Origin of the sequence: Pseudomonas sp. S10E 269 (assembly GCF_002798465.1) — a bacterium.
GTDB lineage: Bacteria > Pseudomonadota > Gammaproteobacteria > Pseudomonadales > Pseudomonadaceae > Aquipseudomonas > Aquipseudomonas pergaminensis.
The window spans coordinates 3,335,562-3,357,300 of sequence record NZ_PHIJ01000001.1; the positions used below are offsets into that span (position 1 = coordinate 3,335,562).

General features: G+C 60.8%; 20 protein-coding genes. 11 read left to right on the forward strand and 9 right to left on the reverse strand.

What is annotated here, in order from left to right; all coding sequences use genetic code 11:
- Positions 1–123 precede the first annotated feature (123 nt).
- The 4 genes from CWC48_RS15460 to antA all read right to left on the reverse strand — a co-directional run bounded on the left by CWC48_RS15460 (position 124) and on the right by antA (position 4,715).
- Positions 124–1,527, reverse strand: a complete 1,404-nt coding sequence (locus CWC48_RS15460; RefSeq protein ID WP_100492151.1) for an amino acid permease — start codon at positions 1,525–1,527, stop codon at positions 124–126.
- Between the two features lie 72 nt (positions 1,528–1,599).
- Positions 1,600–2,607 (reverse strand): anthranilate 1,2-dioxygenase electron transfer component AntC, encoded by a 1,008-nt coding sequence (antC, locus tag CWC48_RS15465; protein ID WP_100492152.1) that lies wholly within the window; start codon positions 2,605–2,607, stop codon positions 1,600–1,602.
- 225 nt (positions 2,608–2,832) lie between these two features.
- Positions 2,833–3,324 (reverse strand): anthranilate 1,2-dioxygenase small subunit, encoded by a 492-nt coding sequence (antB, locus tag CWC48_RS15470; RefSeq protein WP_078050179.1) that lies wholly within the window; start codon positions 3,322–3,324, stop codon positions 2,833–2,835.
- Positions 3,324–4,715: an anthranilate 1,2-dioxygenase large subunit gene (gene antA / locus CWC48_RS15475; protein WP_078050178.1), complete on the reverse strand. Its 1,392-nt coding sequence runs from the start codon at positions 4,713–4,715 to the stop codon at positions 3,324–3,326. Before antA ends, antB begins: the two co-directional genes overlap by 1 nt.
- A 310-nt stretch (positions 4,716–5,025) precedes the next feature.
- On the opposite strand from antA, the gene CWC48_RS15480 reads away from it, so the two are divergent.
- On the forward strand, positions 5,026–6,006 hold the full coding sequence (locus CWC48_RS15480; protein ID WP_078050177.1) for an AraC family transcriptional regulator: 981 nt from the start codon (positions 5,026–5,028) through the stop codon (positions 6,004–6,006).
- A gap of 133 nt (positions 6,007–6,139) precedes the next feature.
- Here CWC48_RS15480 and CWC48_RS15485 read toward each other — a convergent pair whose 3' ends face one another.
- On the reverse strand, positions 6,140–7,015 hold the full coding sequence (locus CWC48_RS15485) for a LysR family transcriptional regulator (RefSeq protein ID WP_078050176.1): 876 nt from the start codon (positions 7,013–7,015) through the stop codon (positions 6,140–6,142).
- Between the two features lie 114 nt (positions 7,016–7,129).
- On the opposite strand from CWC48_RS15485, the gene CWC48_RS15490 reads away from it, so the two are divergent.
- Genes CWC48_RS15490 through catA form a run of 3 tightly spaced genes read left to right on the forward strand, consistent with a single transcriptional unit; the run spans position 7,130 to position 9,531 of the window.
- Complete coding sequence (locus CWC48_RS15490; RefSeq protein WP_078050175.1) at positions 7,130–8,257, forward strand: muconate cycloisomerase family protein; 1,128 nt, start codon at positions 7,130–7,132, stop codon at positions 8,255–8,257.
- A 12-nt stretch (positions 8,258–8,269) separates the two neighbouring features.
- Positions 8,270–8,560, forward strand: coding sequence for a muconolactone Delta-isomerase (gene catC, locus CWC48_RS15495; RefSeq protein ID WP_078050174.1), 291 nt, complete (start codon positions 8,270–8,272; stop codon positions 8,558–8,560).
- A 41-nt stretch (positions 8,561–8,601) separates the two neighbouring features.
- Positions 8,602–9,531 (forward strand): catechol 1,2-dioxygenase, encoded by a 930-nt coding sequence (gene catA, locus CWC48_RS15500; RefSeq protein ID WP_100492153.1) that lies wholly within the window; start codon positions 8,602–8,604, stop codon positions 9,529–9,531.
- Positions 9,532–9,634: 103 nt separating this feature from the next.
- Here the strand turns inward: catA and CWC48_RS15505 are convergent, their stop codons facing one another.
- Entirely contained in the window at positions 9,635–10,108 is a 474-nt protein-coding gene (locus CWC48_RS15505; protein ID WP_016974903.1) for an Lrp/AsnC family transcriptional regulator, read from the reverse strand.
- Positions 10,109–10,252: 144 nt separating this feature from the next.
- On the opposite strand from CWC48_RS15505, the gene kynU reads away from it, so the two are divergent.
- Positions 10,253–11,503: a kynureninase gene (gene kynU / locus CWC48_RS15510; RefSeq protein ID WP_100492154.1), complete on the forward strand. Its 1,251-nt coding sequence runs from the start codon at positions 10,253–10,255 to the stop codon at positions 11,501–11,503.
- 131 nt (positions 11,504–11,634) lie between these two features.
- Positions 11,635–13,041, forward strand: a complete 1,407-nt coding sequence (locus CWC48_RS15515; protein WP_100492155.1) for an amino acid permease — start codon at positions 11,635–11,637, stop codon at positions 13,039–13,041.
- Here the strand turns inward: CWC48_RS15515 and CWC48_RS15520 are convergent.
- Positions 12,987–13,877, reverse strand: coding sequence for a LysR substrate-binding domain-containing protein (locus CWC48_RS15520; protein WP_078050170.1), 891 nt, complete (start codon positions 13,875–13,877; stop codon positions 12,987–12,989). The genes CWC48_RS15515 and CWC48_RS15520 overlap by 55 nt on opposite strands.
- Before the next feature lie 183 nt (positions 13,878–14,060).
- On the opposite strand from CWC48_RS15520, the gene CWC48_RS15525 reads away from it, so the two are divergent.
- The 3 genes from CWC48_RS15525 (at position 14,061) to CWC48_RS15535 (ending at position 16,779) form a co-directional block, all read left to right on the forward strand.
- A complete protein-coding gene (locus CWC48_RS15525; RefSeq protein ID WP_100492156.1) occupies positions 14,061–14,825 on the forward strand; it encodes a sulfite exporter TauE/SafE family protein in 765 nt (254 codons plus the stop codon).
- A 60-nt stretch (positions 14,826–14,885) separates the two neighbouring features.
- On the forward strand, positions 14,886–15,782 hold the full coding sequence (locus tag CWC48_RS15530) for a LysR family transcriptional regulator (RefSeq protein WP_078050168.1): 897 nt from the start codon (positions 14,886–14,888) through the stop codon (positions 15,780–15,782).
- 103 nt (positions 15,783–15,885) lie between these two features.
- Positions 15,886–16,779 carry an NAD-dependent epimerase/dehydratase family protein gene (locus CWC48_RS15535; RefSeq protein WP_078050167.1) on the forward strand — a complete coding sequence of 298 codons (894 nt, stop codon included), beginning with the start codon at positions 15,886–15,888 and terminating at the stop codon, positions 16,777–16,779.
- A gap of 205 nt (positions 16,780–16,984) precedes the next feature.
- Here CWC48_RS15535 and CWC48_RS15540 read toward each other — a convergent pair whose 3' ends face one another.
- Complete coding sequence (locus CWC48_RS15540) at positions 16,985–17,917, reverse strand: transposase (RefSeq protein ID WP_100490184.1); 933 nt, start codon at positions 17,915–17,917, stop codon at positions 16,985–16,987.
- A gap of 313 nt (positions 17,918–18,230) precedes the next feature.
- On the opposite strand from CWC48_RS15540, the gene CWC48_RS15545 reads away from it, so the two are divergent.
- Entirely contained in the window at positions 18,231–19,676 is a 1,446-nt protein-coding gene (locus tag CWC48_RS15545) for a SulP family inorganic anion transporter (protein WP_078050166.1), read from the forward strand.
- Between the two features lie 62 nt (positions 19,677–19,738).
- Here CWC48_RS15545 and CWC48_RS15550 read toward each other — a convergent pair whose 3' ends face one another.
- Positions 19,739–20,119 (reverse strand): lysozyme inhibitor LprI family protein, encoded by a 381-nt coding sequence (locus tag CWC48_RS15550; protein WP_100492157.1) that lies wholly within the window; start codon positions 20,117–20,119, stop codon positions 19,739–19,741.
- A gap of 248 nt (positions 20,120–20,367) precedes the next feature.
- On the opposite strand from CWC48_RS15550, the gene CWC48_RS15555 reads away from it, so the two are divergent.
- On the forward strand, positions 20,368–21,717 hold the full coding sequence (locus CWC48_RS15555; protein ID WP_099492621.1) for a gluconate:H+ symporter: 1,350 nt from the start codon (positions 20,368–20,370) through the stop codon (positions 21,715–21,717).
- Positions 21,718–21,739 lie beyond the last annotated feature (22 nt).

The following is a 21,739-nucleotide window of genomic DNA, read 5'->3' on the forward strand; positions in this document are numbered from 1 at the left end:
GGATGCATTCAAAACTGTGGGAGCTGGCTTGCCTGCGATGGCATCACCTGGGTCTCACTGTAAACCGAGTCGTCTGCATCGCGGGCAAGCCCGGCTCCCACACAAGCCCGGCCCCCACAGGAATCACTGTGCGTTCACTACCGCGTTGCTTTTGCGAACCCGCAACCGGTAGGCCACATAGATAACCCCCACCCACACCGGCATCGCATACACCGACTCGCGAATACCCGGGATCGCCAGCATTACGCTGATGATCATCAGCATGAACGCCAGGCACAGGTAGTTGCTGAACGGGAACCAGAAGGTCTTGAACGACGGCGTCACGCCTTGCTCGCCCATGGCCTTGCGGAACTTGATGTGGGTGATACTGATCAGCGCCCAGTTGATCATCAACGAGGCAACCACCAGCGCAAACAGCAACTCCAGGGCACTCTGCGGCGCCACGTAGTTGACCACCACGCACAGCATTGTTACCAAGGCCGAAATCGCCAGGGCGCGGATCGGCACGCCTTGCTTGTTCAGTTTCATCAGCGACTTGGGCGCATCGCCTTGCTCGGCCAGGCCGAACAGCATGCGGCTGTTGCAGTACACGCCGCTGTTGTACACCGACAACGCGGCGGTCAGCACCACGAAGTTGAGGATGTGCGCAGCCGTGTCGTTACCGATCAGCGAGAAGATCTGCACAAACGGGCTGCCGCTGTAGCCATCGCCCGACGCGCCGAGGGTTTGCAGCAGTTGGTCCCATGGGTACAGCGACAGCAGCACGGTAAGGGCGCCGACGTAGAAAATCAGGATCCGGTACACCACCTGGTTGATCGCTTTCGGGATGACCTTGCGCGGCTCGCTGGCTTCCGCGGCGGTAATGCCCACCAGCTCCAAGCCACCGAACGAGAACATGATGAACGCCATGGACATCAACAGCCCCATGCCGCCATTGGGGAAGAACCCGCCGTGGCTCCACAGGTTGCTGATCGAGGCTTGCGGGCCGCCGGTGCCGCTGAACAGCAGGTAGCAACCGAGCACGATCATGCCGACAATCGCCACCACCTTGATGATCGCGAACCAGAACTCGGCCTCGCCGAAGAACTTCACGTTCAGGGTGTTGATCAGGTTCACCGCGACAAAAAACACCAGTGCACTGACCCAGGTCGGGATCTCCGGCCACCAGAACTGGATGTACTTACCCACCGCCGTCAGTTCGGCCATGCCCACCAGCACGTACAGCACCCAGTAGTTCCAGCCCGCCAGGAAGCCTGCGTAGCCGCCCCAGTATTTGCGCGCGAAGTGGCTGAAGGAGCCGGCCACAGGCTCTTCGACGATCATCTCGCCGAGCTGGCGCATGATCAGGAACGCGATAAAACCCGCAATCGCGTAGCCCAGGATCATCGACGGCCCCGCCGACTTGAGTACCCCGGCCGAGCCGAGGAACAACCCCGTGCCAATCGCCCCTCCCAAGGCGATCAGCTGAATGTGCCGGTTCTTCAGGCCACGCTTGAGGCCTACCGGGTTAACCATGTCATCCGCCATTAACATTCCCTTCTACTTGTTTTTCTCAGGGTTGAGTGCACGCCGCATCAGCCCCTCAGAAGTGCTGAGGGGTCAGATATTACTCTGCGTAAACTTTTCGTAATACAGCTGAACGCCATCAAGTGCCTGATCCGCCAGCCATTGCTGGATGGATTCGACCATTGGAGGGGGGCCGCATATGTACATATCCGCCGATCTGTCCCGCAATTCGGCTAGGTCGAAATGCTCGGTGAGGTAACCGCGCTTGCCGGGCCAATCCTGCGCGGGTGCGCTGAGGACTTCGGTGTAGCGAAAGCCCGGGATTTTCGCGGCATACGCCTGGATGCGCGCCGCTTCGCACAAGTCCTCGGCCCCGCGCACGCCGTAGTAGAGGTGCACGGGTTGGTCGCAGCCGTTGGCGGCCAGTTCATCGAGCATGCCCAGCAACGCCGATAAGCCGGTGCCGCCCGCCACCAACACCAAGGGCTTGGTCACGTGGCGCAGGTAGAAGGCGCCGAGTGGCGCTTCCATCACCAGTTCATCGCCCACCTGGCAACGCTCGCGCAGGTAGTTGCTCATCACCCCATCGGGCAACAGGCGCACCAAAAATTGCAGGTGATTACCCGGCAGGTTGGCGAAAGAATATGACCGCCAACTGTCCGTGCCAGGCACCGACAGGCGGGCATATTGGCCCGGCAGGAAGTCCAGCGCCTGATCCAACTGCACCTGCAGGATCGCGGTACTGGTCGACACGTGCTGCACCGCGCTCACCGTGCCACGCACCTGCACCGGGCCCGGCGCGTTGCACAGGCTCGAATCGAAGTCGAAATAGAACGTCGCGTCGGACTTCACTCGTGTCTGGCAACTGAGCATCTTGCGCTGTTGCAGGTCGAGGCTGGAGAGGGCTTCCTCATCCACATAGTCCTGGCTGTAGTCGCCGGACTCGCAACGGCCCTGGCAGGTGCCGCACACGCCTTCGCGGCAATCCAGGGGGATCTTGATGCCGTTGCGCAGCGCCGCATCCAGCAGGATTTCATTCGCGCCCACTGGGAAAAACAGGGTCTTGCCGTCGGCAAAACTGAAGGCCACTTTGTAATTCATGTGTTGTTCTCTGCCTATTTATGACGTACGCACGGCCTGTTGTGTTGAGCGTGCTTTTTGTGGTGAGCGGGCTTGCCCCGTGCTGGGCTGCGAAGCAGCCTCATGAAAGTCGCCGCATTTTTCCCGCCAAACCGCAGTGTTTGGACCAGGGGCCGCTGCGCGCCCCAGCGCGGGGCAAGCCCGCTCACCACAAAAAAGCACGCTCACCACCACAACAAGGGCGCTTTAGAGGTGATAGAAATCCAGCACCGAGTTGATGGTGTCGTTGAGCAGCAACGCGTGTTTGCGGGTGATCAACCAACTGTCGCCATGGGGCTTGAGGCTGTAGGTAGCCTGTCCGTAGAACTGCTCCGACGTAGCCAATCGATAGAACAACGTGTGCCAGTTCAATTTCACCTCCAGCGTGCCATCCGGTTGCTCCGCAATGCGCACGTTATTGATCAGGTGCAAGGTGCGCGGCATCGGCGTGGCTGACGCCGCCTTGCCGGTGCGCAGGCGGAACACGCGGTCCTCCAGGCCCGAGCGGTTGGCGTAATAGATCAGCGACATCTCGCGCTTGGGGTCGCGGGTGTAGACGTGCTCCGAGTCCCACTGCGGTAGGTGGAACTCACTCTGCGGGTCGAACAATTGCACATAGGCGTCCCAATCCTGGGCGTCGCACAGCTCGGATTTACGGTAGAAGAACTGCTCGATCTGGTACTGCAGTTGCGCATTCATCACTTCACCTCCCGCAGTGTCAGCGCTTGGTTGTCCAAGCCTTTGAGCAGGAATTGCTGCCAGTTGCGGTGCTGGTTCACGTAAAGGCCTTCATGGGTGAATTCGGTGCCGGTCATGGCCGGTTGGATGCCGATGGCTTCGCTGTTCGGCGTGGGCCCGGTTTCCCAGCGGTGGCTGCCGCGCGAGATGTCGCTCCAGCGCTCAAGCCGGCCCTGGAAGCCGCGCTGGGCTTCGCGGAATTCCACCAGGTCATCCGGCGTGCCCATGCCCGATACGTTGAAGAAATCCTCAAACTGGCGAATGCGGTTTTCACGGTCGGCGTCGGACTCGTTCTTCACCCCCAGGCACTGGCTGATGATCTCGGTCTTGTTCCACGCCACCGGGCGGATGATGCGCAGTTGCGAGCTGATCTGGTCGAGAAAGAACAGGCTCGGGTAGATATTCAAATTGCGCAGGCGGTGCATCATCCACTCTGCCTTTTGCTGGCCGTGTTCTTCTACCAGGCGCGGCATGATGGTGGCGTAGCCGGAGCGCACGCTGGGGTTGGGCATGTCGCTGAACAACAGGCTGTGGCCGTTGTTGAAGGCGAACCAGCCGTCATCGGTGTTCGCATCGCCGGCACCGAGCTTGCTGTAGTCCAGGGTGCTGCCTGCGCCGGTGCCGTTCTCGGTGTTCACCTGTTGGCGATGCTGCACCGTGGCCACGTAGTTATAGTGCACGGTGCTGACGTGATAACCGTCCAGGCCGTTTTCGTTCTGCAGCTTCCAGTTGCCGTCGTAGGTGTAGGCAGACTTGCCCGGCAGCACTTCCAGCTCGCCGGTGGCAGACTGCGCAACCATCATGTCGAAGAACACTTTGGCGTCGCCGAGGAAGTCCTCCAGGCTGTCGGTGCCCTTCACGTCCAGGCTGATAAACACGAAGCCCTTGTAGCTCTCGATACGCGCCTTTTTCAGGCCGCGTGTGGCCTTGTCGAAACCCTCCGGGTATTCCCCCGGCGCCTTGACCTTAACCAGCCGGCCGTCGCTCTTGTAGCACCAGGCGTGGAACGGGCAGGTGAAGGTGGATTGGTTGCCCTTGCCGACACGGGTAAGCGTGGTGCCGCGATGTTGGCAAGCATTGATCAGTGCATTGAGCCGACCTTCGCCATCGCGGGTGATGATCATCGGCTGGCGCCCGGCGCGCATCGTCACGAAGTCGTGGTTATTGGCCAGTTCGCTTTCGTGGCAGGCGTAGATCCAGTTCTTTTCGAAGATCAGTTCCATCTCCAGATCAAACAGTTCCGGCTCGGTGAACATGTCGCGGGCGATACGGAACACCTCGTCCGCCGGGCGAAAATCCAGACAACCTTCGATAAATGTTTTCCACTGCTCGACGCTTCTTGCACCACTCATGGGAGGCACCTTTTGATAGGGCTAATCGGTGGTTTATTAGAGGCAGCGGGGCAGGGTGCGGGCTATCCGCTTAGTAGGGGAACCTGCGCCGGAAAATTGGGCAGCAAATACCCAACCCGGTGCGCAGCGGTGACGGGATGCGCTACTGTCTGGCGGGGCAGGTGGTGCAAAAGCCTGCGACTTATCCACATAGTCGACCGTTGCTATCCACCCAGTGGCCATTGCGCTGGCGTGGCGCATTACTTGCTTTCGAACCATAACGACGCGCCGCCAGAGCGCGCAAAAGCCTAACCGCCGTGGGTGCACCCTGATGAGCAGCCAAACGATTCAACGCTTCGACCTGGAAGGTGCCCGCAGCTGGATGTCCGGCATCTGCGGGCCCCATCGCCTGGCCACCGCCACGCCCGAACGCCTGCGCTTTCACCACAGCGCCAACGTGTTCAAGTCCCGCGCCACCACCTTGGGTGTGATCGAGTACGGCACCGATGTAACCATCGACATCGAAGACGCCGAGCACTTCAGCAGTTACAGCCTGAGCCTGCCGCTGGTGGGCGAGCAGGAGTTGAGCAAGAACGGTGAGCGCTTGAGTTCCAACCGCGACCAGGGCGTGATCATCTCGCCCAATGAGCATCAGGTGCTGGCGATCTCTGGCGACTGCCGCAAGTTGCAGGTGGTGATCACGCGTGCGGCCATGAGTGAGTCACTGGAAGGTTTGCTGCAACGGCCCATCGAAGCGCCGCTGCGCTTTGAATCGGTGATGGACGCGGTAGACGGCGCGTCGGCCTCGTGGTGGCGCATGGCGCGCTACTTCATCGCCGAGCTGGAGCACGGCAGCGAGTTGTATGGCCAGGCCGCCTTTACCTGCGACCTGGAAAGCTCGCTGATCAAGGGCCTTATCCTGGCCCAGCCGAATAACTATTCCGAAGAACTGCGCGATGTCCTCGGTGTGAAGCTTCCGCACTACCTGATCCGTGCGCGCCAGTACATCCACGACAACGCCCGCGAAGCCGTGCACCTGGAAGACCTGGAAGCCGCTGCGGGGGTGTCGCGGTTCAAGCTGTTCGATGCCTTTCGCAAATACTTCGCGCTGTCGCCCATGGCCTATCTGAGGAAGTACCGGCTGGGCGTCGTGCGCCAGGAAATCCTTGAACACGGCTCTACCCGTACCATCTCTGAGATCGCCCTGGGCTGGGGCTTTACCCACCTGGGGCGGTTTTCGGCGGAGTATCGAAAATTGTTCGACGAGTCGCCGAGCCAGACCCTGCAGCGCAAGCGACTGCGCAGCCTTTGAATACAATGAAGATCCAAATGTGGGAGCTGGCTTGCCTGCGATAGCGATGTGTCAGTCAGCTGATGTGCCAGCTGACCCACCGCTATCGCAGGCAAGCCAGCTCCCACAGGGGGGTTGTAGTGTTTGGGATAAATCAGATGAGCTCTTCCACCAGTTGCAGGCAATGATTCAGCCCCGGCGACTGGTCATTCACCCGTCGGCTCAGAATGATTGGCGAGGTCGCCGTGGCTTCCACAATCGGCGTGTAGCCGATGTCCGCACGGTGCAACACCTGCACCGACGCGGGCACCAGCGTCACGCCCATGCCGGCGCCGACCAGGCCGATGGCGGTCTGCAATTCGTTGGTCCACTGCGCCACCTTGAGGTTGAGGCCGTGGGCATCGAACAGCGCGATCACATGGTCGGCGTAGCTGGGGCGTGGGTTGCCGGGGTAGAGCACAAAAGGCTCGGCGGCCAGTTGGGCGAGGGTGGCGGGCGCGTCCAGCAGCGGGTGGCCGGCGGGCAGCACGGCGACCAACCGATCTTCCACCAGCACGCGCTGGACAATGGCCGGGTCGTCGATACGAATTCGCCCGAATCCCACATCGATGCGTCCAGCCTTGAGCGCTTCGACCTGCTGCAAGGTGGTCATCTCCGACAACCCCAACTCCAGCTCCAGCGCCTCATGGGTGCGCAGCCGGCGAATCAGTTCCGGCAGCACGCCGTAGAGGGTCGAAGGCGCAAAGCCGATGCCCAGCCAAGTCTTCTCGCCCTGGCCGATGCGTCGCGTGTTGTCGCAGACCTTGTTCAGTTGTTCCAGCAGCACGTTGGCGTGTTCATAAAAAAAACGCCCGGCCTCGGTCAGCCGCAGCGGTCGGCCACGCTCAAGCAAAATGACGCCCAGTTCATCCTCCAATTGCTGGATCTGCCGGCTCAACGGCGGCTGGGCGATGTGCAGGCGTTCGGCAGCGCGGGTGAAGTTGAGGGTCTCCCCCAGCACCTGGAAATAGCGCAGGTGACGCAGTTCCATGACGACTCCTTTCATACCTTGAGGGTATTGTTCGAGACCCATTCTATATTGGAACCCTTGAAAGATACGGCACAGAATTGGCTCAAACCTATAAAGAACCCAGCGGGTATAGCCATGCCGATTTGCGCCATCGAGTCGATCGAAACGATCATCGTCGACCTCCCGACCATCCGCCCGCACAAGCTGGCGATGCACACGATGCAAAACCAGACCTTGGTGGTCATCCGCCTGCGCTGCGCCGACGGCATCGAAGGCATTGGCGAGGCCACCACCATTGGCGGCCTGAGCTACGGCAACGAAAGCCCCGACAGTATCAAGGTCAACATCGACCGCCACTTCGCGCCGCTGCTGATCGGCCAAGACGCGAGCAATATCAACGCGGCCATGTTGCGCCTGGAGCGCAGCATTCGCGGCAACACCTTTGCCAAGTCCGGGATCGAAAGCGCCTTGCTCGATGCCCTGGGCAAACGCCTGAACCTGCCGGTCAGCGAACTGCTCGGCGGCCGTGTGCGCGATGCCTTGCCGGTGGCCTGGACCCTGGCCAGCGGCAACACCGAAAAGGACATTGCCGAGGCCGAGAAAATGCTCGACCTGCGCCGCCACCGCATCTTCAAATTGAAGATCGGCGCCGGTGAGGTCAGCCAGGACCTAGCCCATGTGATCGCGATCAAAAAGGCCTTGGGCGACCGTGCCAGTGTGCGCGTCGACGTCAACCAGGCCTGGGACGAGGCGGTGGCATTGCGGGCGTGCCAGGTGCTCGGCGACAACGGCATCGACCTGATCGAGCAGCCTATCTCACGCAACAACCGGGGCGGCATGACGCGGCTCAACCTGTCGAGCCCGGCGCCGATCATGGCGGATGAATCCATCGAGTGCGTCGAAGATGCATTCAACCTGGCGCGCGAAGGCGCGGCGTCGGTGTTCGCCCTCAAGATCGCCAAGAATGGCGGCCCCCGTGCGGTGCTGCGTACAGCGGCGATTGCCGAGGCCGCGGGGATCGGCCTGTATGGCGGCACCATGCTCGAAGGTGGCATCGGTACCCTGGCGTCGGCGCATGCCTTTCTCACGCTGAACACGCTGGCGTGGGACACCGAACTGTTCGGCCCGTTGTTGCTCACCGAAGACATCCTCATCGAGCCGCTGGTGTACCGCGATTTCCATTTGCATGTCTCCACCGCACCGGGCCTGGGCCTGGCCATCGATGAAGAGCGCCTGGCGTTCTTCCGTCGTGACAAACACTAAGAGGCGCCTGCCATGTTGTTCCACGTAAAAATGACCGTGAACCTGCCACTCGACATGAACCCCGAACGCGCTGCCAGCCTCAAGGCCGACGAAAAAGCGCTGGCGCAGCGGCTGCAGGAGGAGGGCACGTGGCGCCACCTGTGGCGCATTGCCGGGCACTACGCCAACTACAGCGTGTTCGACGTCGACAGCGTGCAAGCACTGCACGACCTGCTGATGCAACTGCCGCTTTTCCCCTACATGGCCATCGAAGTGAACGCCCTGTGCCGGCACCCTTCGTCGATCCATGAGGACGACCGTTAAGCCTGTCATGCACCCAATAATTACAAGATGAGGAATGCCCCATGTCCATCCGACTGTCCCAGACTGCCCACGCCCAACAGTTTCTTGAAGAAGCCAGCGGCAACCTCAACGACGCGGGCAACCCGCGCACCAAGGCGCTGATCTACCGGATTCTGCGCGACACCGTGAACATCATCGAAGACCTGGAGGTGACCCCGGAAGAGTTCTGGAAGGCGGTCAACTACCTCAATGAGTTGGGCAAGAATCAGGAAGCCGGCCTGCTCGCGGCAGGGCTGGGCCTGGAGCATTACCTTGACTTGTTGATGGACGCCGCTGATGAAGAGGCCGGTAAATCCGGTGGCACCCCGCGCACTATCGAAGGCCCGTTGTATGTGGCCGGGGCGCCGTTGAGCCACTACGAGGCGCGGCTGGACGATGGCACGGACGACGCGGTGCCGCTGTTCATGCGTGGGCAGGTGCGCGGTACCGATGGCAAGCCGCTGGCGGGGGCGATTGTGGATGTATGGCAGGCCAATACCGGCGGTACGTATTCGTGGTTCGATCCGACACAATCCGAATTCAACCTGCGCCGACGCATCGAGACTGATGCCCAGGGCAACTACCGATTCCGCAGTATCGTGCCATCCGGCTACGGCTGCCCGCCGAGCGGGCCGACCCAGCAACTGCTGGATCAACTGGGGCGCCACGGGCAGCGGCCGGCGCATATTCACTTCTTCATTTCCGCGCCGGGGCACCGGCACCTGACCACCCAGATCAACCTGTCGGACGACCCGTACCTGCATGATGACTTTGCCTATGCGACGCGGGATGAGTTGATCGCCGAGATTCGCTTCAGTGACGACCCGCAGCTGGCGCGCGAGTTTGGCGTGGAAGGGCGGTTGGCGCAGATTGATTTTGACTTTGAGTTGCAGACTGCCGATGCGCCGGTAGAGCAAAAGCGCATGCAACGAGTCCGCGCCCTTGAAGACTAAACGCGGTTAAAAATGTGGGAGCTGGCTTGCCTGCGATGACGGCAGTGAATGCACCATTGCTATCGCAGGCAAGCCAGCTCCCACAGGGGCGGTGGTGTTGAGGCTATTTGCGGATGACCAGGTCAAGCACCTCATCGCGATCCTTGATCTTCTGCAACACAATCTCCGAGCGTATATCCATCACCCCCGCCGTGCGGTTCAGGTGGTTCACGATAAAGTCCGAGAAGTGCTTGAGGTTGCGCGCCTGCACCCTCAGCACATAGTTGCTGGCGCCGGTGATCACATAGGCGCTGGCTACTTCCGGCCAGCCCTGCACCTTCTTGATAAACGTCTCGTGCCAATCCTCCACATCCTGGCGCAACGACAGGTGCACGATCGCCTCCAGCTCGATCCCCAACTGCTCGGCATTCAGCACGGCGCGGTAGCCACTGATGATCCCTTCACTCTCCAGCAGGCGCAGACGGCGCAGGCACGCGGACGGTGACAGCGCGACTTTTTCTGCCAGTTCCTGGTTGCTGATGCGGCCATCCTGTTGCAGGAAATGCAGGAGGCGCAGGTCGGTGGCGTCAAGAATCATGGTTAGAATAAATCCGCGTGTTTTGAGGTTAAATTCGAATTTCCTACAGCTTAATTAGCCTGTTACCTCCCACTTTGCACGAAAATTCTCTAAAGCTTCGTTCATTATTTGGTTCATTCCTACCTATAAAAATCAGGACAACCCATGACCACTCGAAGCCATTGCCAAGCCCTCGACGCACAGGACCCGCTGGCACCCTTGCGCACCCAGTTTGCCTTGCCGCAGGGCGTGATCTACCTCGACGGCAACTCCCTCGGTGCGCGCCCGGTAGCGGCGTTGGCGCGGGCGCAGGCGGTGATTGCCGATGAGTGGGGCAATGGCTTGATTCGCAGCTGGAACAGCGCCGGTTGGGCGGATTTGTCCCAGCGCCTGGGCAACCGTCTGGCCCCGCTGATCGGCGCGCGCGACGGCGAAGTGGTGATCACCGATACCACCTCCATCAACCTGTTCAAGGTACTCAGCGCCGCGTTGACTGTGCAGCGCCAACGCCAGCCTGGGCGCAAGGTGATCGTCAGCGAGGCGAGCAACTTCCCTACCGACTTGTACATCGCCGAGGGCCTGGCCGAACTGCTGCAGCAAGGCTATTCCCTGCGCCTGGTGAACAGCCCGGACGAACTGCCCCAAGCCATCGACCAGGACGTGGCGGTGGTGATGCTCACCCACGTCAACTACAAGACCGGCTACATGTACGACATGCAGGCGCTCACCGCCCTGAGCCATGAGTGCGGCGCGCTGAGCATCTGGGACCTGGCGCATTCGGCCGGCGCGGTGCCCATCGACCTGCATCAGGCCGGTGCCGACTATGCGATCGGCTGTACCTACAAGTACCTCAACGGCGGCCCGGGTTCCCAGGCGTTTGTGTGGGTCAACCCGGCGTTGGTGGACGTGGTGCGCCAGCCGCTGTCGGGCTGGTTCGGGCACACCCGGCAGTTCGCCATGGAATCGAACTACGCGCCGAGCGCCGGTATCGCCCGCTACCTGTGCGGTACGCAGCCGATCACTTCATTGGCGATGGTGGAATGCGGCCTGGAGATTTTCGGCCAGACCGACATGGCCAGCCTGCGCAGCAAATCCCTGGCGTTGACCGACCTGTTTATTGCGCGGGTGGAGGCCCGTTGCGCGGCCCATGAGCTGGTGTTGATCACCCCGCGTGAGCATGCCAAGCGCGGCAGCCATGTGAGCTTCGAGCACCCCGAAGGCTACGCAGTGATTCAGGCCTTGATCGCCCGTGGCGTGATCGGTGACTACCGCGAACCGCGCATCATGCGCTTCGGGTTTACCCCGCTGTACACCAGCTTTACCGAAGTGTGGGACGCGGTGGAAATCCTCGGCGAGATCCTCGACAACCACACCTGGGACCAGCCGCAATTCAAAGTTCGCAACAGCGTCACCTGACACTACGTCGATCAGAATGGGGGAGCTGGCTTGCCTGCGATGACGGTGGTGAATGCACCATCGCAGGCAAGCCAGCTCCCACAGGGTTCAGCGTCAGCAACAACAATCACAATAATAAAGGGGCACACCACGTGACCACTCCAGACAACGGCTTTGCCGAGATCACCCACCGCGAACTGGGCCTGCGGCGCCAGCTCACTTCCGGCCAGATGAGCATGATCGCCATCGGCGGCGCCATTGGCACCGGGCTGTTCATGGGCAGCGCTTACGCCATCGGTTATGCCGGGCCGAGTGTGCTGGTGAGCTACGCTATTGGCGCGTTGATCACGCTGCTGTTGATGGGTTGCCTGGCGGAGATGACGGTGGCGCATTCCACCTCGGGCTCCTTCGGCGCCTACGCCGAGTTCTACATCAGCCCACTGGCCGGCTTCCTGGTGCGCTACGCCTACTGGGCGGCGATCGTGCTGGCGGTGGGCGCCGAGGTCACGGCGGTGGCGATGTACATGAAGTACTGGTTCGCCAACGTGCCGGAATGGGTGTGGATCGTGTCGTTTTCCAGCGTGCTGATCCTGCTCAACGCCATCAGCGTGAAGACCTTCGGCAACTTCGAATACTGGTTTTCGACGATCAAGATCAGCGCCATTGTCGGCTTCATCATCCTCGCCGTGTACGTGGTGTTCGGCTCCGGCAACCCGGAATACGGGGTGCAGAACTACACCGCCCACGACGGCTTTTTCCCCCATGGCCTGAGCGGCATGTGGATCGCGGTCATCGTGTCGATCTTCAGCTACCTGAGCGTGGAGATGATTGCCGTGGCTGCCGGTGAAGCGGCTGACCCAGAGCAAGCTGTGAAGAAAGCCTTCCGCGCCACCATCGTGCGCCTGGTGGTGTTCTACCTGCTGACCCTGGCGCTGATGCTGGCGATCGTGCCGTGGAACCAGGCCGGGCAAACCCAGAGCCCGTTCGTGACGGTGATGCAGACCATCGGCATTCCGGGGGCCACCGGGGTGATGAACTTCGTGATCCTGATCGCGGCGCTGTCGGCGATGAACAGCCAGCTCTACATCACCACCCGCATGATGTTCAGCCTGTCCCGCGCCGGCTTCGCGCCCAAGGCCATGGGTGCCCTGAGCAAGAGTGGCATCCCGCTGAACGCGCTGCTGCTGTCCAGCTCGGGCATTGCCCTGGCAACGCTGTTGAACGTGGTGTACCCGGAAAGCTCGTTCACCCTGATGATGGCGATCTCGATGTTTGGCGCGATCTTTACCTGGTTCATGATCTTCCTCACGCACCTGTTCTTCCGCCGCTACCGCAAGCGCCATGGCGGGCCGAAGCTGTCGTTCCAACTGCGGCTGTTTCCCTACAGCACGCTGCTGGGCCTGGTGCTGATGGGCGCGGTGATGATCACCACGTATTTCACCGAGGCGTTCAAGATGACCTTGGTGTTTGGTGTGCCGTTCCTGCTGATTCTGTCGGCGGTGTATTACGGGTTCTTCCGCAAGGGCAGGGCCAAGGCATCGAACAAGGCCCTGGCGTAACCGGGCAATTGCTCGAACGAGCGCGCGCAGAGCAGCAGCATTCGGCGGGCCCACTCTTCTTGCAGGGGGTGGGCCTTGAAGCTGCGTTCCAAAGGCCAGCGCTCCAGCGCGGCTTGGGGCACGATGCCCAGGCCAGCGCCGCGGGCGACCATGCGAATCACCCCATCAAAGCCTTCGGCACGGATGCGTGTTTGCAGGCGGAAACCGGCGTGCAATGCCTGTTCTTCGAGATACACCGTCAATGCGCTGTGGGGGGCGAGGCCGACAAAGTCGTATTGCAGGCTATCGACAAAACTCCCTTCGGTGAACGGATGATCCTGCGGTGAGATCAGCACCAGCGGGTCATCGCGAAACGCCAGGGTCTGCAGGCCGTGGGTGTCTACCGCGTCGGAAATGATCCCAAGATCTGCGGTGCCCTGGCGCAAGGCCTGGGTGATGCGCAGGCTGGGCAGTTCCTGCAGGTCGATATCGAGATTGGGGTGCTCGCACAGAAAGTCCGCCAGCAGTTCCGGCAGGTATTCACTCAGGGCGGTGGTATTGCACAGCAGGCGCACCTGGCCTTTGACGCCATTGGCGTATTCCGCCAGGTCCTGTTGCAGGTGCTCGGCTTGTTGCAGCAAAAGCCGGGCGTGACGGGCGAGGGCCTTGCCGGCGGGGGTGGGCGTGACGCCACGGCGGCCGCGCTCCAGGAACTCGATGCCCAGCGAAGCTTCCATCGCCCGGATACGCGCACTCGCCGCGGCCAGGGACAAATGGCTACGACCGGCGCCAGCGGTGATGTTGCCGGTGTCGAGGACGTGCAGGTAGAGGCGCAGGTCGATCAGGTCAAAGTGCATGGCTGGGTTTCTCGGGTGACTGGACTGACGCTTTCGCGAGCAAGCCCGCTCCCACACGTGGAATGCATTTCAACTGTGGGAGCGGGCTTGTTCGCGAAGAGGTTATCAGCCTCATGCAAAACAAGAGGCTGGCTCAGTATATGGCGAATTTCAGCACCCATCGAAAAACCGCACAATCACCCCATGAATACCTTCCTCGCATTCTACCAAGACATCGGCCCCGCCCTGACGCTGCTGGTGATCGGCACCTTCCTACTGGCCGGTACAGTCAAAGGCATGATCGGCCTGGGTTTGCCGACGGTCGCCATGGGCATGCTCGGCCTGGCTATGCTACCAGCGCAGGCAGCGGCGTTATTGATCATTCCATCGACCTTCACCAACCTGTGGCAACTGGCGTTCGGCGGGCACTTGAGCGCGTTGATCAAACGCCTGTGGCCGATGCTGCTGCTGATCTTCCTAGGCACCGGGCTTGGTTCTCTATGGCTTGGGATGGACGGTGGTGGCTGGGTAGTTCATGCATTGGGCGGTGCATTGATGGTCTATGCCCTGAGCGGCTTGTTCCTGCCCTCGTTAAAGGTGAAGCCTGAAACCGAACGCTGGCTGGGCCCACTGTGCGGGGTGATCACCGGCATTATCACCTCGGCGACCGGTGTGTTCGTGATCCCTGCCGTGCCCTATCTGCAAGCCCTGGGCTTGAGCCGCGACCAGTTGGTGCAGGCGCTGGGGCTGTCGTTCACTGTATCGACCCTGGCACTGGCGGCCGGGCTGGCCTGGCGCGGCACCCTCGGTGGCGGTGAACTCAATGCTTCGCTACTGGCATTGGTGCCGGCGCTGCTGGGCATGTGGTTGGGGCAAACGCTGCGTCAGCGCATCAGTGCGCTGTTGTTCAAGCGCGTATTTTTCATCGGCATGGCGCTATTGGGCGCTCATCTTCTGATCAGTGGTTAAGGGCGCGGCCGTTCAATCTCTCGGTGTAAGCTGCTGCGAACCGATATGAGAGGACAACGTGTGAAAGCCCGATCCGATGAGCTACAGATCTTTGTCAGCGTGATTGAGTGCGGTTCGATTTCCGCTGCCGCAGAGCAGGTCGGGCAGACGCCCTCGGCGGTCAGTCGCACCTTGTCGCGCCTGGAAGCCAAGCTCGACACCACGCTGATCAACCGCACCACGCGGCGCATGGACCTGACCGAAGAGGGCAAGTACTTTTTCGAGCAAGCCAAGGTGATCCTGGCGCAGATGGATGAGCTTGAAGAGCGCCTGTCGTCACGCCAGAAAAAACCGGCGGGGCGCCTGCGCATCAACGCGGCCGTGCCGTTCATGCTGCATGGGATCGTGCCGTACATCGCCGAGTTTCGCAGCCTCTACCCGGACATCCAGCTGGAGCTGAACAGCGATGACTTGATCATCGACCTGCTGGAACAGAGCACCGACATCGCCATTCGCATCGGCGCCCTGGCCGACTCCACCCTGCACGCGCGCGCGCTCGGTTGTACGCCGCTGCATATCCTCGCCAGCCCCGGGTACCTCAAGCAGCACGGCACGCCGACCACAGTGGCCGAGCTGGCGGACCACACCCTTCTGGGGTTCACCCAGACCGAAACCCTCAACCACTGGCCATTGCGCCATGTGGAGGGCGACCGTTGGCTGATCCAGCCCAGCGTGGCGGCGTCCAGTGGCGAAACCGTGCGCCAGTTGGCGCTGGAGGGTCAGGGCATCTGCTGCCTGTCGAACTTCATGACCATCGACGATATCGACGCCGGTCGCCTGGTGCCCGTGCTGGAGGCGTTCAACAGTGGTTATCGCCAGCCGATCCATGCGGTGTTCTATCGCAACTCGCAGTTGGCGTTGCGTATCCAGTGCTTCCTGGACTTTATCCAGGCCAAGCTGGCGCGGTATGCCTGCTGATTCGTGACTTTGGCGCAAGAGTCAATTGGGCAACAGGGGCTTATTCGTCAGGAGTGAGCCCTTGATACTGGGTTCATCACTTACCCAGTCAGGAGCACTCTCCATGAACGTATTCGTAACCGGCGCCGCAGGTTTTATCGGCGGTTCCATCGCCACTGGCCTGGTCAAGGCTGGCCACACCGTGACCGGCCTGGTGCGCAGCGCCGAGCAAGCGGCTGAAATGACTGCGCTGGGCATCGTCCCAGTGATCGGCACCCTGGATGACACCGCTGTATTGACCGAACAGGCGCACAAGGCCGATGCGGTGATCAACGCCGCGAGCAGCGACCATCGCGCTGCCGTGGAAACCTTGTTGGCAGCCTTGAAGGGCTCGAACAAGCCGTTCCTGCATACCAGCGGTTCGAGCATTGTCGGTGATGCCTCGGGTGGCAAGGCCAGCGATGTCATCTATTTTGAAGACAGCTTGCCGGAGCCGACGGTCGACAAGGCCGCCCGCGTGGCCATCGACAACCTGATCCTGGCGGCGGCCAAAGAAGGCGTGAATTCGGCAGTGATCTGCAACACCCTGATCTACGGCCACAGCCTGGGTGTGAAGCGCGACAGCGTGCAATTGCCGCGTCTGCTCAAACAAGCACGCAAAAGCGGCGTAGTGCGCCATGTGGGCACCGGGCAGAACATCTGGTCCAACGTGCACATTGAAGACGTGGTGGCGCTGTACCTGCTGGCACTGACCAAAAACGTTCCGGGCACCTTCTACTTCGTGGAGAGCGGCGAAGCGTCGTTTATCGACATGACCACCGCGATTGCCCAAGCGCTGGGCCTGGGTAAACCGCAGGATTGGCCATTGGCCGACGCCGAGGCCGAGTGGGGTTATGAAATGGCCAACTACGGCCTGGGCTCCAACAGCCGAGTGCGCGGCAAGCATGCCCGTGAACAGCTGGGCTGGGCGCCGAAGCGTACGTCGGTGGTGGAGTGGATTCGTCACGAGATGGTGTGATGTTCGCTTGATACCGGGGCGCTTCTTTCGCGAGCAAGTCGAATCGTCGCACCGCCGCTCCCACACTGACTGCATTCCAAAGCTGGAACTCGGTCAAATGTGGGAGCAACTGTCTTGATGACCATATCTTGGCCATCGCTTTCAAAGACAGCCAAACTCCCACAGCTTCAAGCCGTGTGACCTTCAACGACACATCGCTGCCGATTTAGGCAGCGTGTTCTTTCCATTCAGTCCTATCACGCAGCATTGCGTTCAGCCGGATTAACAAAACACGCATGCATGCGATTAGCGCAACTTTTGCGCATTTTCCTTTGCCACGCAGTGCTTTATAGCGTGCCTGGAATTCAGGCTGGTCCCGAATGACGACCCAGCAGGCCATGTATAGCGAGCGACGTGCGGAAAACCTTCCGCCACGAATGTGACGCGCGCCTATGTGCTTCCCACTGTCGTTGTTATACGGCGCGAGGCCCGCTAGGGCAGCGATCGGACGCTTGCCAACCTCACCCAACTCCGGCAGGTATGCCATAAGGCTAGCCGCCGTAACGAGCCCGATCCCCTTAACTGAACACAGGCGTTCGACTTTTTCGCGATCTAACACGTTGGCGCTTTGACGAATCAACTGATCTATCGCGTTCACAGCCTTGATCAGGTAGTCGATATGACTCTGCAACGCTGGTTTTACTACGTCGCATGAGGCCGTTTTCAGGCGCCTTTTGTCATCGTCTCTCTGCTGAATAAAGTTTTCTCGCTGTTGGACTAACGCGCGCAACTCGTCATGTTTCGGGCTGGTGATTCGGCTGTTTGGCGAGTCGAGTACCGCTGCGAACTGTGCAAGGGACTTTGCATCTATCGGGTCGGTTTTGGCTTGTTGGCCCATCGCCGTGGAAAAACTCTTGGCTCGACGGGGATTGATGCAGATGACGTTGAGGCCCGCAGCCTGGAGCGCCTTCATGACTTTGCGCTCGTAACCGCCAGTGGCCTCCAACAGCACGCGACCGACCTGGTGAAGCAATAGCCACCCAATCAACCCAGGGAAATCATCTTCGGCGTTAGCGCAACTTACCCCAACGTCAATCAGATTAACTCGAGCCTCAAGGCTGTCCTTGGAAACATCAATGCCTGCTGGATAGGAAAACATAGCCAAACCCTCTTACACTCAAAGTGAGAGCGCTCTGGCTTGGCCCACGCTTGTAACTGTTCGAGGTGGGCTCGTTCAACTGTTCGGGCTCATGTCCAGAGCGGAGAAGTGAGTGGCAGCATGGGCTCCCACACGTGCTTTAAGCACTTCGGGCATTCAGCTTGCCACTCACCCTCTCACCTTCAGCTTAATCCTGTCTCAAGACACAAGCGGGCTTGCTCGCGAAGGGGACGATACGGTCTTCGAGACTAGCCCCATTCCCTTCAATTCCGTACCATTCCCCGCCTTATCCCCCGCAATGCCCTGGTACCTCATGAATCTCACCCGTCTGCGCGCCGATGCCCTGGCCGGCCTCACCACGTCTTTTGCGCTGCTGCCCGAATGCATCGCTTTTGCCCTGGTGGCCCACCTCAACCCGCTGATGGGGCTCTACGGCGCTTTCATCATCTGCACCCTTACGGCTTTGTTTGGCGGTCGCCCCGGCATGGTGTCCGGTGCAGCGGGCTCAATGGCCGTGGTGATCGTGGCGCTGGTGGTGCAACACGGTGTGGAATACCTGCTGGCCACGGTGTTGCTGGGCGGGTTGATCATGGTCGCCTTCGGCCTGCTGCGCCTGGGCAAGCTGGTACGCATGGTGCCGCACCCGGTAATGCTAGGGTTCGTGAATGGCCTGGCGATCATCATTGCCCTGGCGCAATTGGAGCATTTCAAGAGCGGTGAACACTGGCTCAGTGGCACGCCGCTGTACGTGATGACCGGGTTGGTGCTGGTGACCATGGCCATCGTCTACCTGTTGCCACGCATCACGCGCGCCGTGCCGCCTGCATTGGTGGCGATCCTCGGCGTGGGCCTGGCGGTGTACCTGCTCGGCCTGCCCACTCGCACGCTGGGCGACATGGCCCACATCGCCGGCGGCCTGCCGACCTTCGCGCTGCCGCAGGTTCCATGGACCCTGGAAACCCTGGGCATCATCGCCCCCTACGCGTTCCTGATGGCGATGGTCGGCCTGCTGGAAACCCTGCTGACGCTCAACCTCACCGATGAAATCACTGAGAGCCGTGGCTACCCCGACCGCGAAAGCGTGGCGCTGGGTGCCGCGAACATGGTCTCGGGCCTGTTCGGCGGCATGGGCGGCTGCGCGATGATCGGGCAGACGGTGATCAACCTCAGTTCCGGCGGGCGCGGGCGTTTCTCCGGGGTGTTCGCCGGGGTGATGATCCTGTTGTTCATTTTGTTCCTGTCGCCGTTGATCGAGCGGATTCCGCTGGCGGCGCTGGTGGGCGTGATGTTTGTGGTGTCACAGCAGACCTTCGCCTGGGCGTCGCTGCGGGTGATCAACAAGGTGCCGCTCAATGACGTGCTGGTGATCATTGCGGTGACGGTCATCACCGTGTTCACCGACCTGGCCACCGCAGTGCTGTGCGGGATTGTGATTGCAGCGCTGAATTTCGCCTGGCAACAAGCGCGGGAGCTGTATGCGGATGAGCATATGGAGGCCGATGGCAGCAAGCTTTACCGCCTGCATGGCACGCTATTCTTCGCTTCGACCACGCCGTTTCTGAATCAATTCGACCCGGCCAACGACCCGGCCCAGGTGACGCTGGATTGCCGTCACCTGAGCTTTGTCGATTACTCAGCAATTGCTGCGCTGATGACCCTGCGTGAGCGTTACAGCAAGGCCGGCAAGCACCTGCGGGTGCTGCATCTGTCGGAGCGCTGCAAGAAGTTGCTCAAGCGGGCCAAGGTTCATCACGACTGACCTTGGGGTGATGGCGGTTTCGGGATCGCCATCGCCGGCAAGCCGGGTCCCACAGGGGGCGTTTATGGCCCGACCAGGTCTTCGAGTTCCTGGGCGCGGGTCTGGGTCATGTCCAGCACGCAGCCGGAGCCGTTGACCTGGTCGATGGTGCCGCCGGTGGCAGAGCCGGCGAAGCCGCAATTGGCGTCACGGTATTTTATCCACAGGCGCTGAACGTCCTGCAGTTGCTGCTTGCGCGCGCCTTCCTGGGCGGCGAGGGCGGTCTTGTAGGCCCTGTTCAGGCGCGCGTCCTGCACCTTGGCTTCCTTGGCGTTGCAACTGACCATGTCGGCGGTTGTGTTGGCGCTGTCCATGCATTTTTTCAGGGCGGCGTTATCGGCGGCCGAGGCCGTGCCGCACAGGGCAAGAGACAGGGCGCTGGCGGCAAGGGAGGTGCGAATCATGGTCGGTTTTCCTGGGCATGAGTGGGGGCGCATTCTAAGACTCAATGGCGCCCGTTGAGTTTCCGGCATCGTCTGATCTTCATGTAAGAACACCCCTCGAATTTTCATCCACACCTGTCGGGCATACCCCAGCGCGACAGCGCTTGTCCGAGGGCGAAAATTACTTTCATAAAATTTGAAAATACTCCTTGGTAATGATTTATGAGTTTCACAACCAATTCGACGTGACCCTTTCCGAGGAGTACCGCATGGCCGCATCACCGGGCTTCGGGCTATTGGCATACGCTGCCATCGCCATCATTGCTTTGATCGTGCTGATTGCACGTTACCGGCTCAATCCGTTTATCGTCATCACCCTGGTATCCATCGGCCTGGCGCTGATGGCCGGGATGCCGGCGGACACCATCATGGGTTCCTACGAAGCAGGCGTCGGCAAGACCCTGGGGCATATCGCCCTGGTCGTGGCGCTGGGTACCATGCTGGGCAAGATGATGGCCGAGTCCGGCGGTGCCGAGCAGGTGGCGCGCACCTTGATCAATCGGTTTGGCGAGCGCAACGCGCACTGGGCCATGGTGTGCATCGCCTTCCTGGTGGGGCTGCCGCTGTTTTTCGAAGTCGGTTTTGTGTTGCTGGTGCCGATCGCCTTTACCGTGGCACGGCGGGTAGGCGTGTCGATCCTGATGGTCGGTTTGCCGATGGTCGCCGGTCTGTCGGTGGTGCATGCGCTGGTGCCACCGCACCCGGCGGCGATGATGGCGGTGCTGGCGTATAACGCGTCGGTGGGGCAGACCGTGCTGTATGCGATTCTGATCGGCATTCCTACGGCGATCATTGCCGGCCCGGTCTATGCCAAATTCATCGTGCCGCGCATTCACCTGCCAGCGGAGAACCCGCTGGAACGCCAGTTCATCGAGCGCGAGCCGCGTACACGCTTGCCAAGTTTCACACTGACCATGGGCACCATCCTGTTGCCGGTGGTGCTGATGATGATCGGCGGTTGGGCCAACGTGATCTCCACGCCCGGTACCGGCTTCAACCAGTTCCTGCTGTTTATCGGCAACTCGGTGATTGCGCTGCTGGTGGCGACATTGGTGAGCTTCTGGACCTTGGGGATCGCGCAGGGCTTCAACCGCGAGTCGATCCTCAAGTTCACCAATGAATGCCTGGCGCCGACCGCGAGTATCACCTTGCTGGTGGGGGCGGGGGGCGGCTTGAACCGGATCCTGGTGGACGCCGGTGTAACTAACGAAATTCTGGGCCTGGCCCACGCGTTCCACTTGTCGCCACTGGTGATGGGTTGGCTGTTTGCCGCGTTGATGCGTATTGCCACGGGCTCGGCGACCGTTGCCATGACCACCGCGTCCGGCGTGGTGGCGCCGGTCGCCATGGGCCTGGGTTATCCACACCCCGAATTGCTGGTGCTGGCCACCGGTGCGGGCTCGGTGATCTTTTCCCACGTCAATGACGGCGGCTTCTGGCTGATCAAGGAATACTTCAATATGACGGTGATCCAGACCTTCAAGACCTGGACCGTGCTGGAGACTTTGATTTCTGTGGTGGCCTTCGGTCTCACCTACGGCCTGTCTCTTGTTTTATGAGCCTCATTTGTAACCCGGAGAC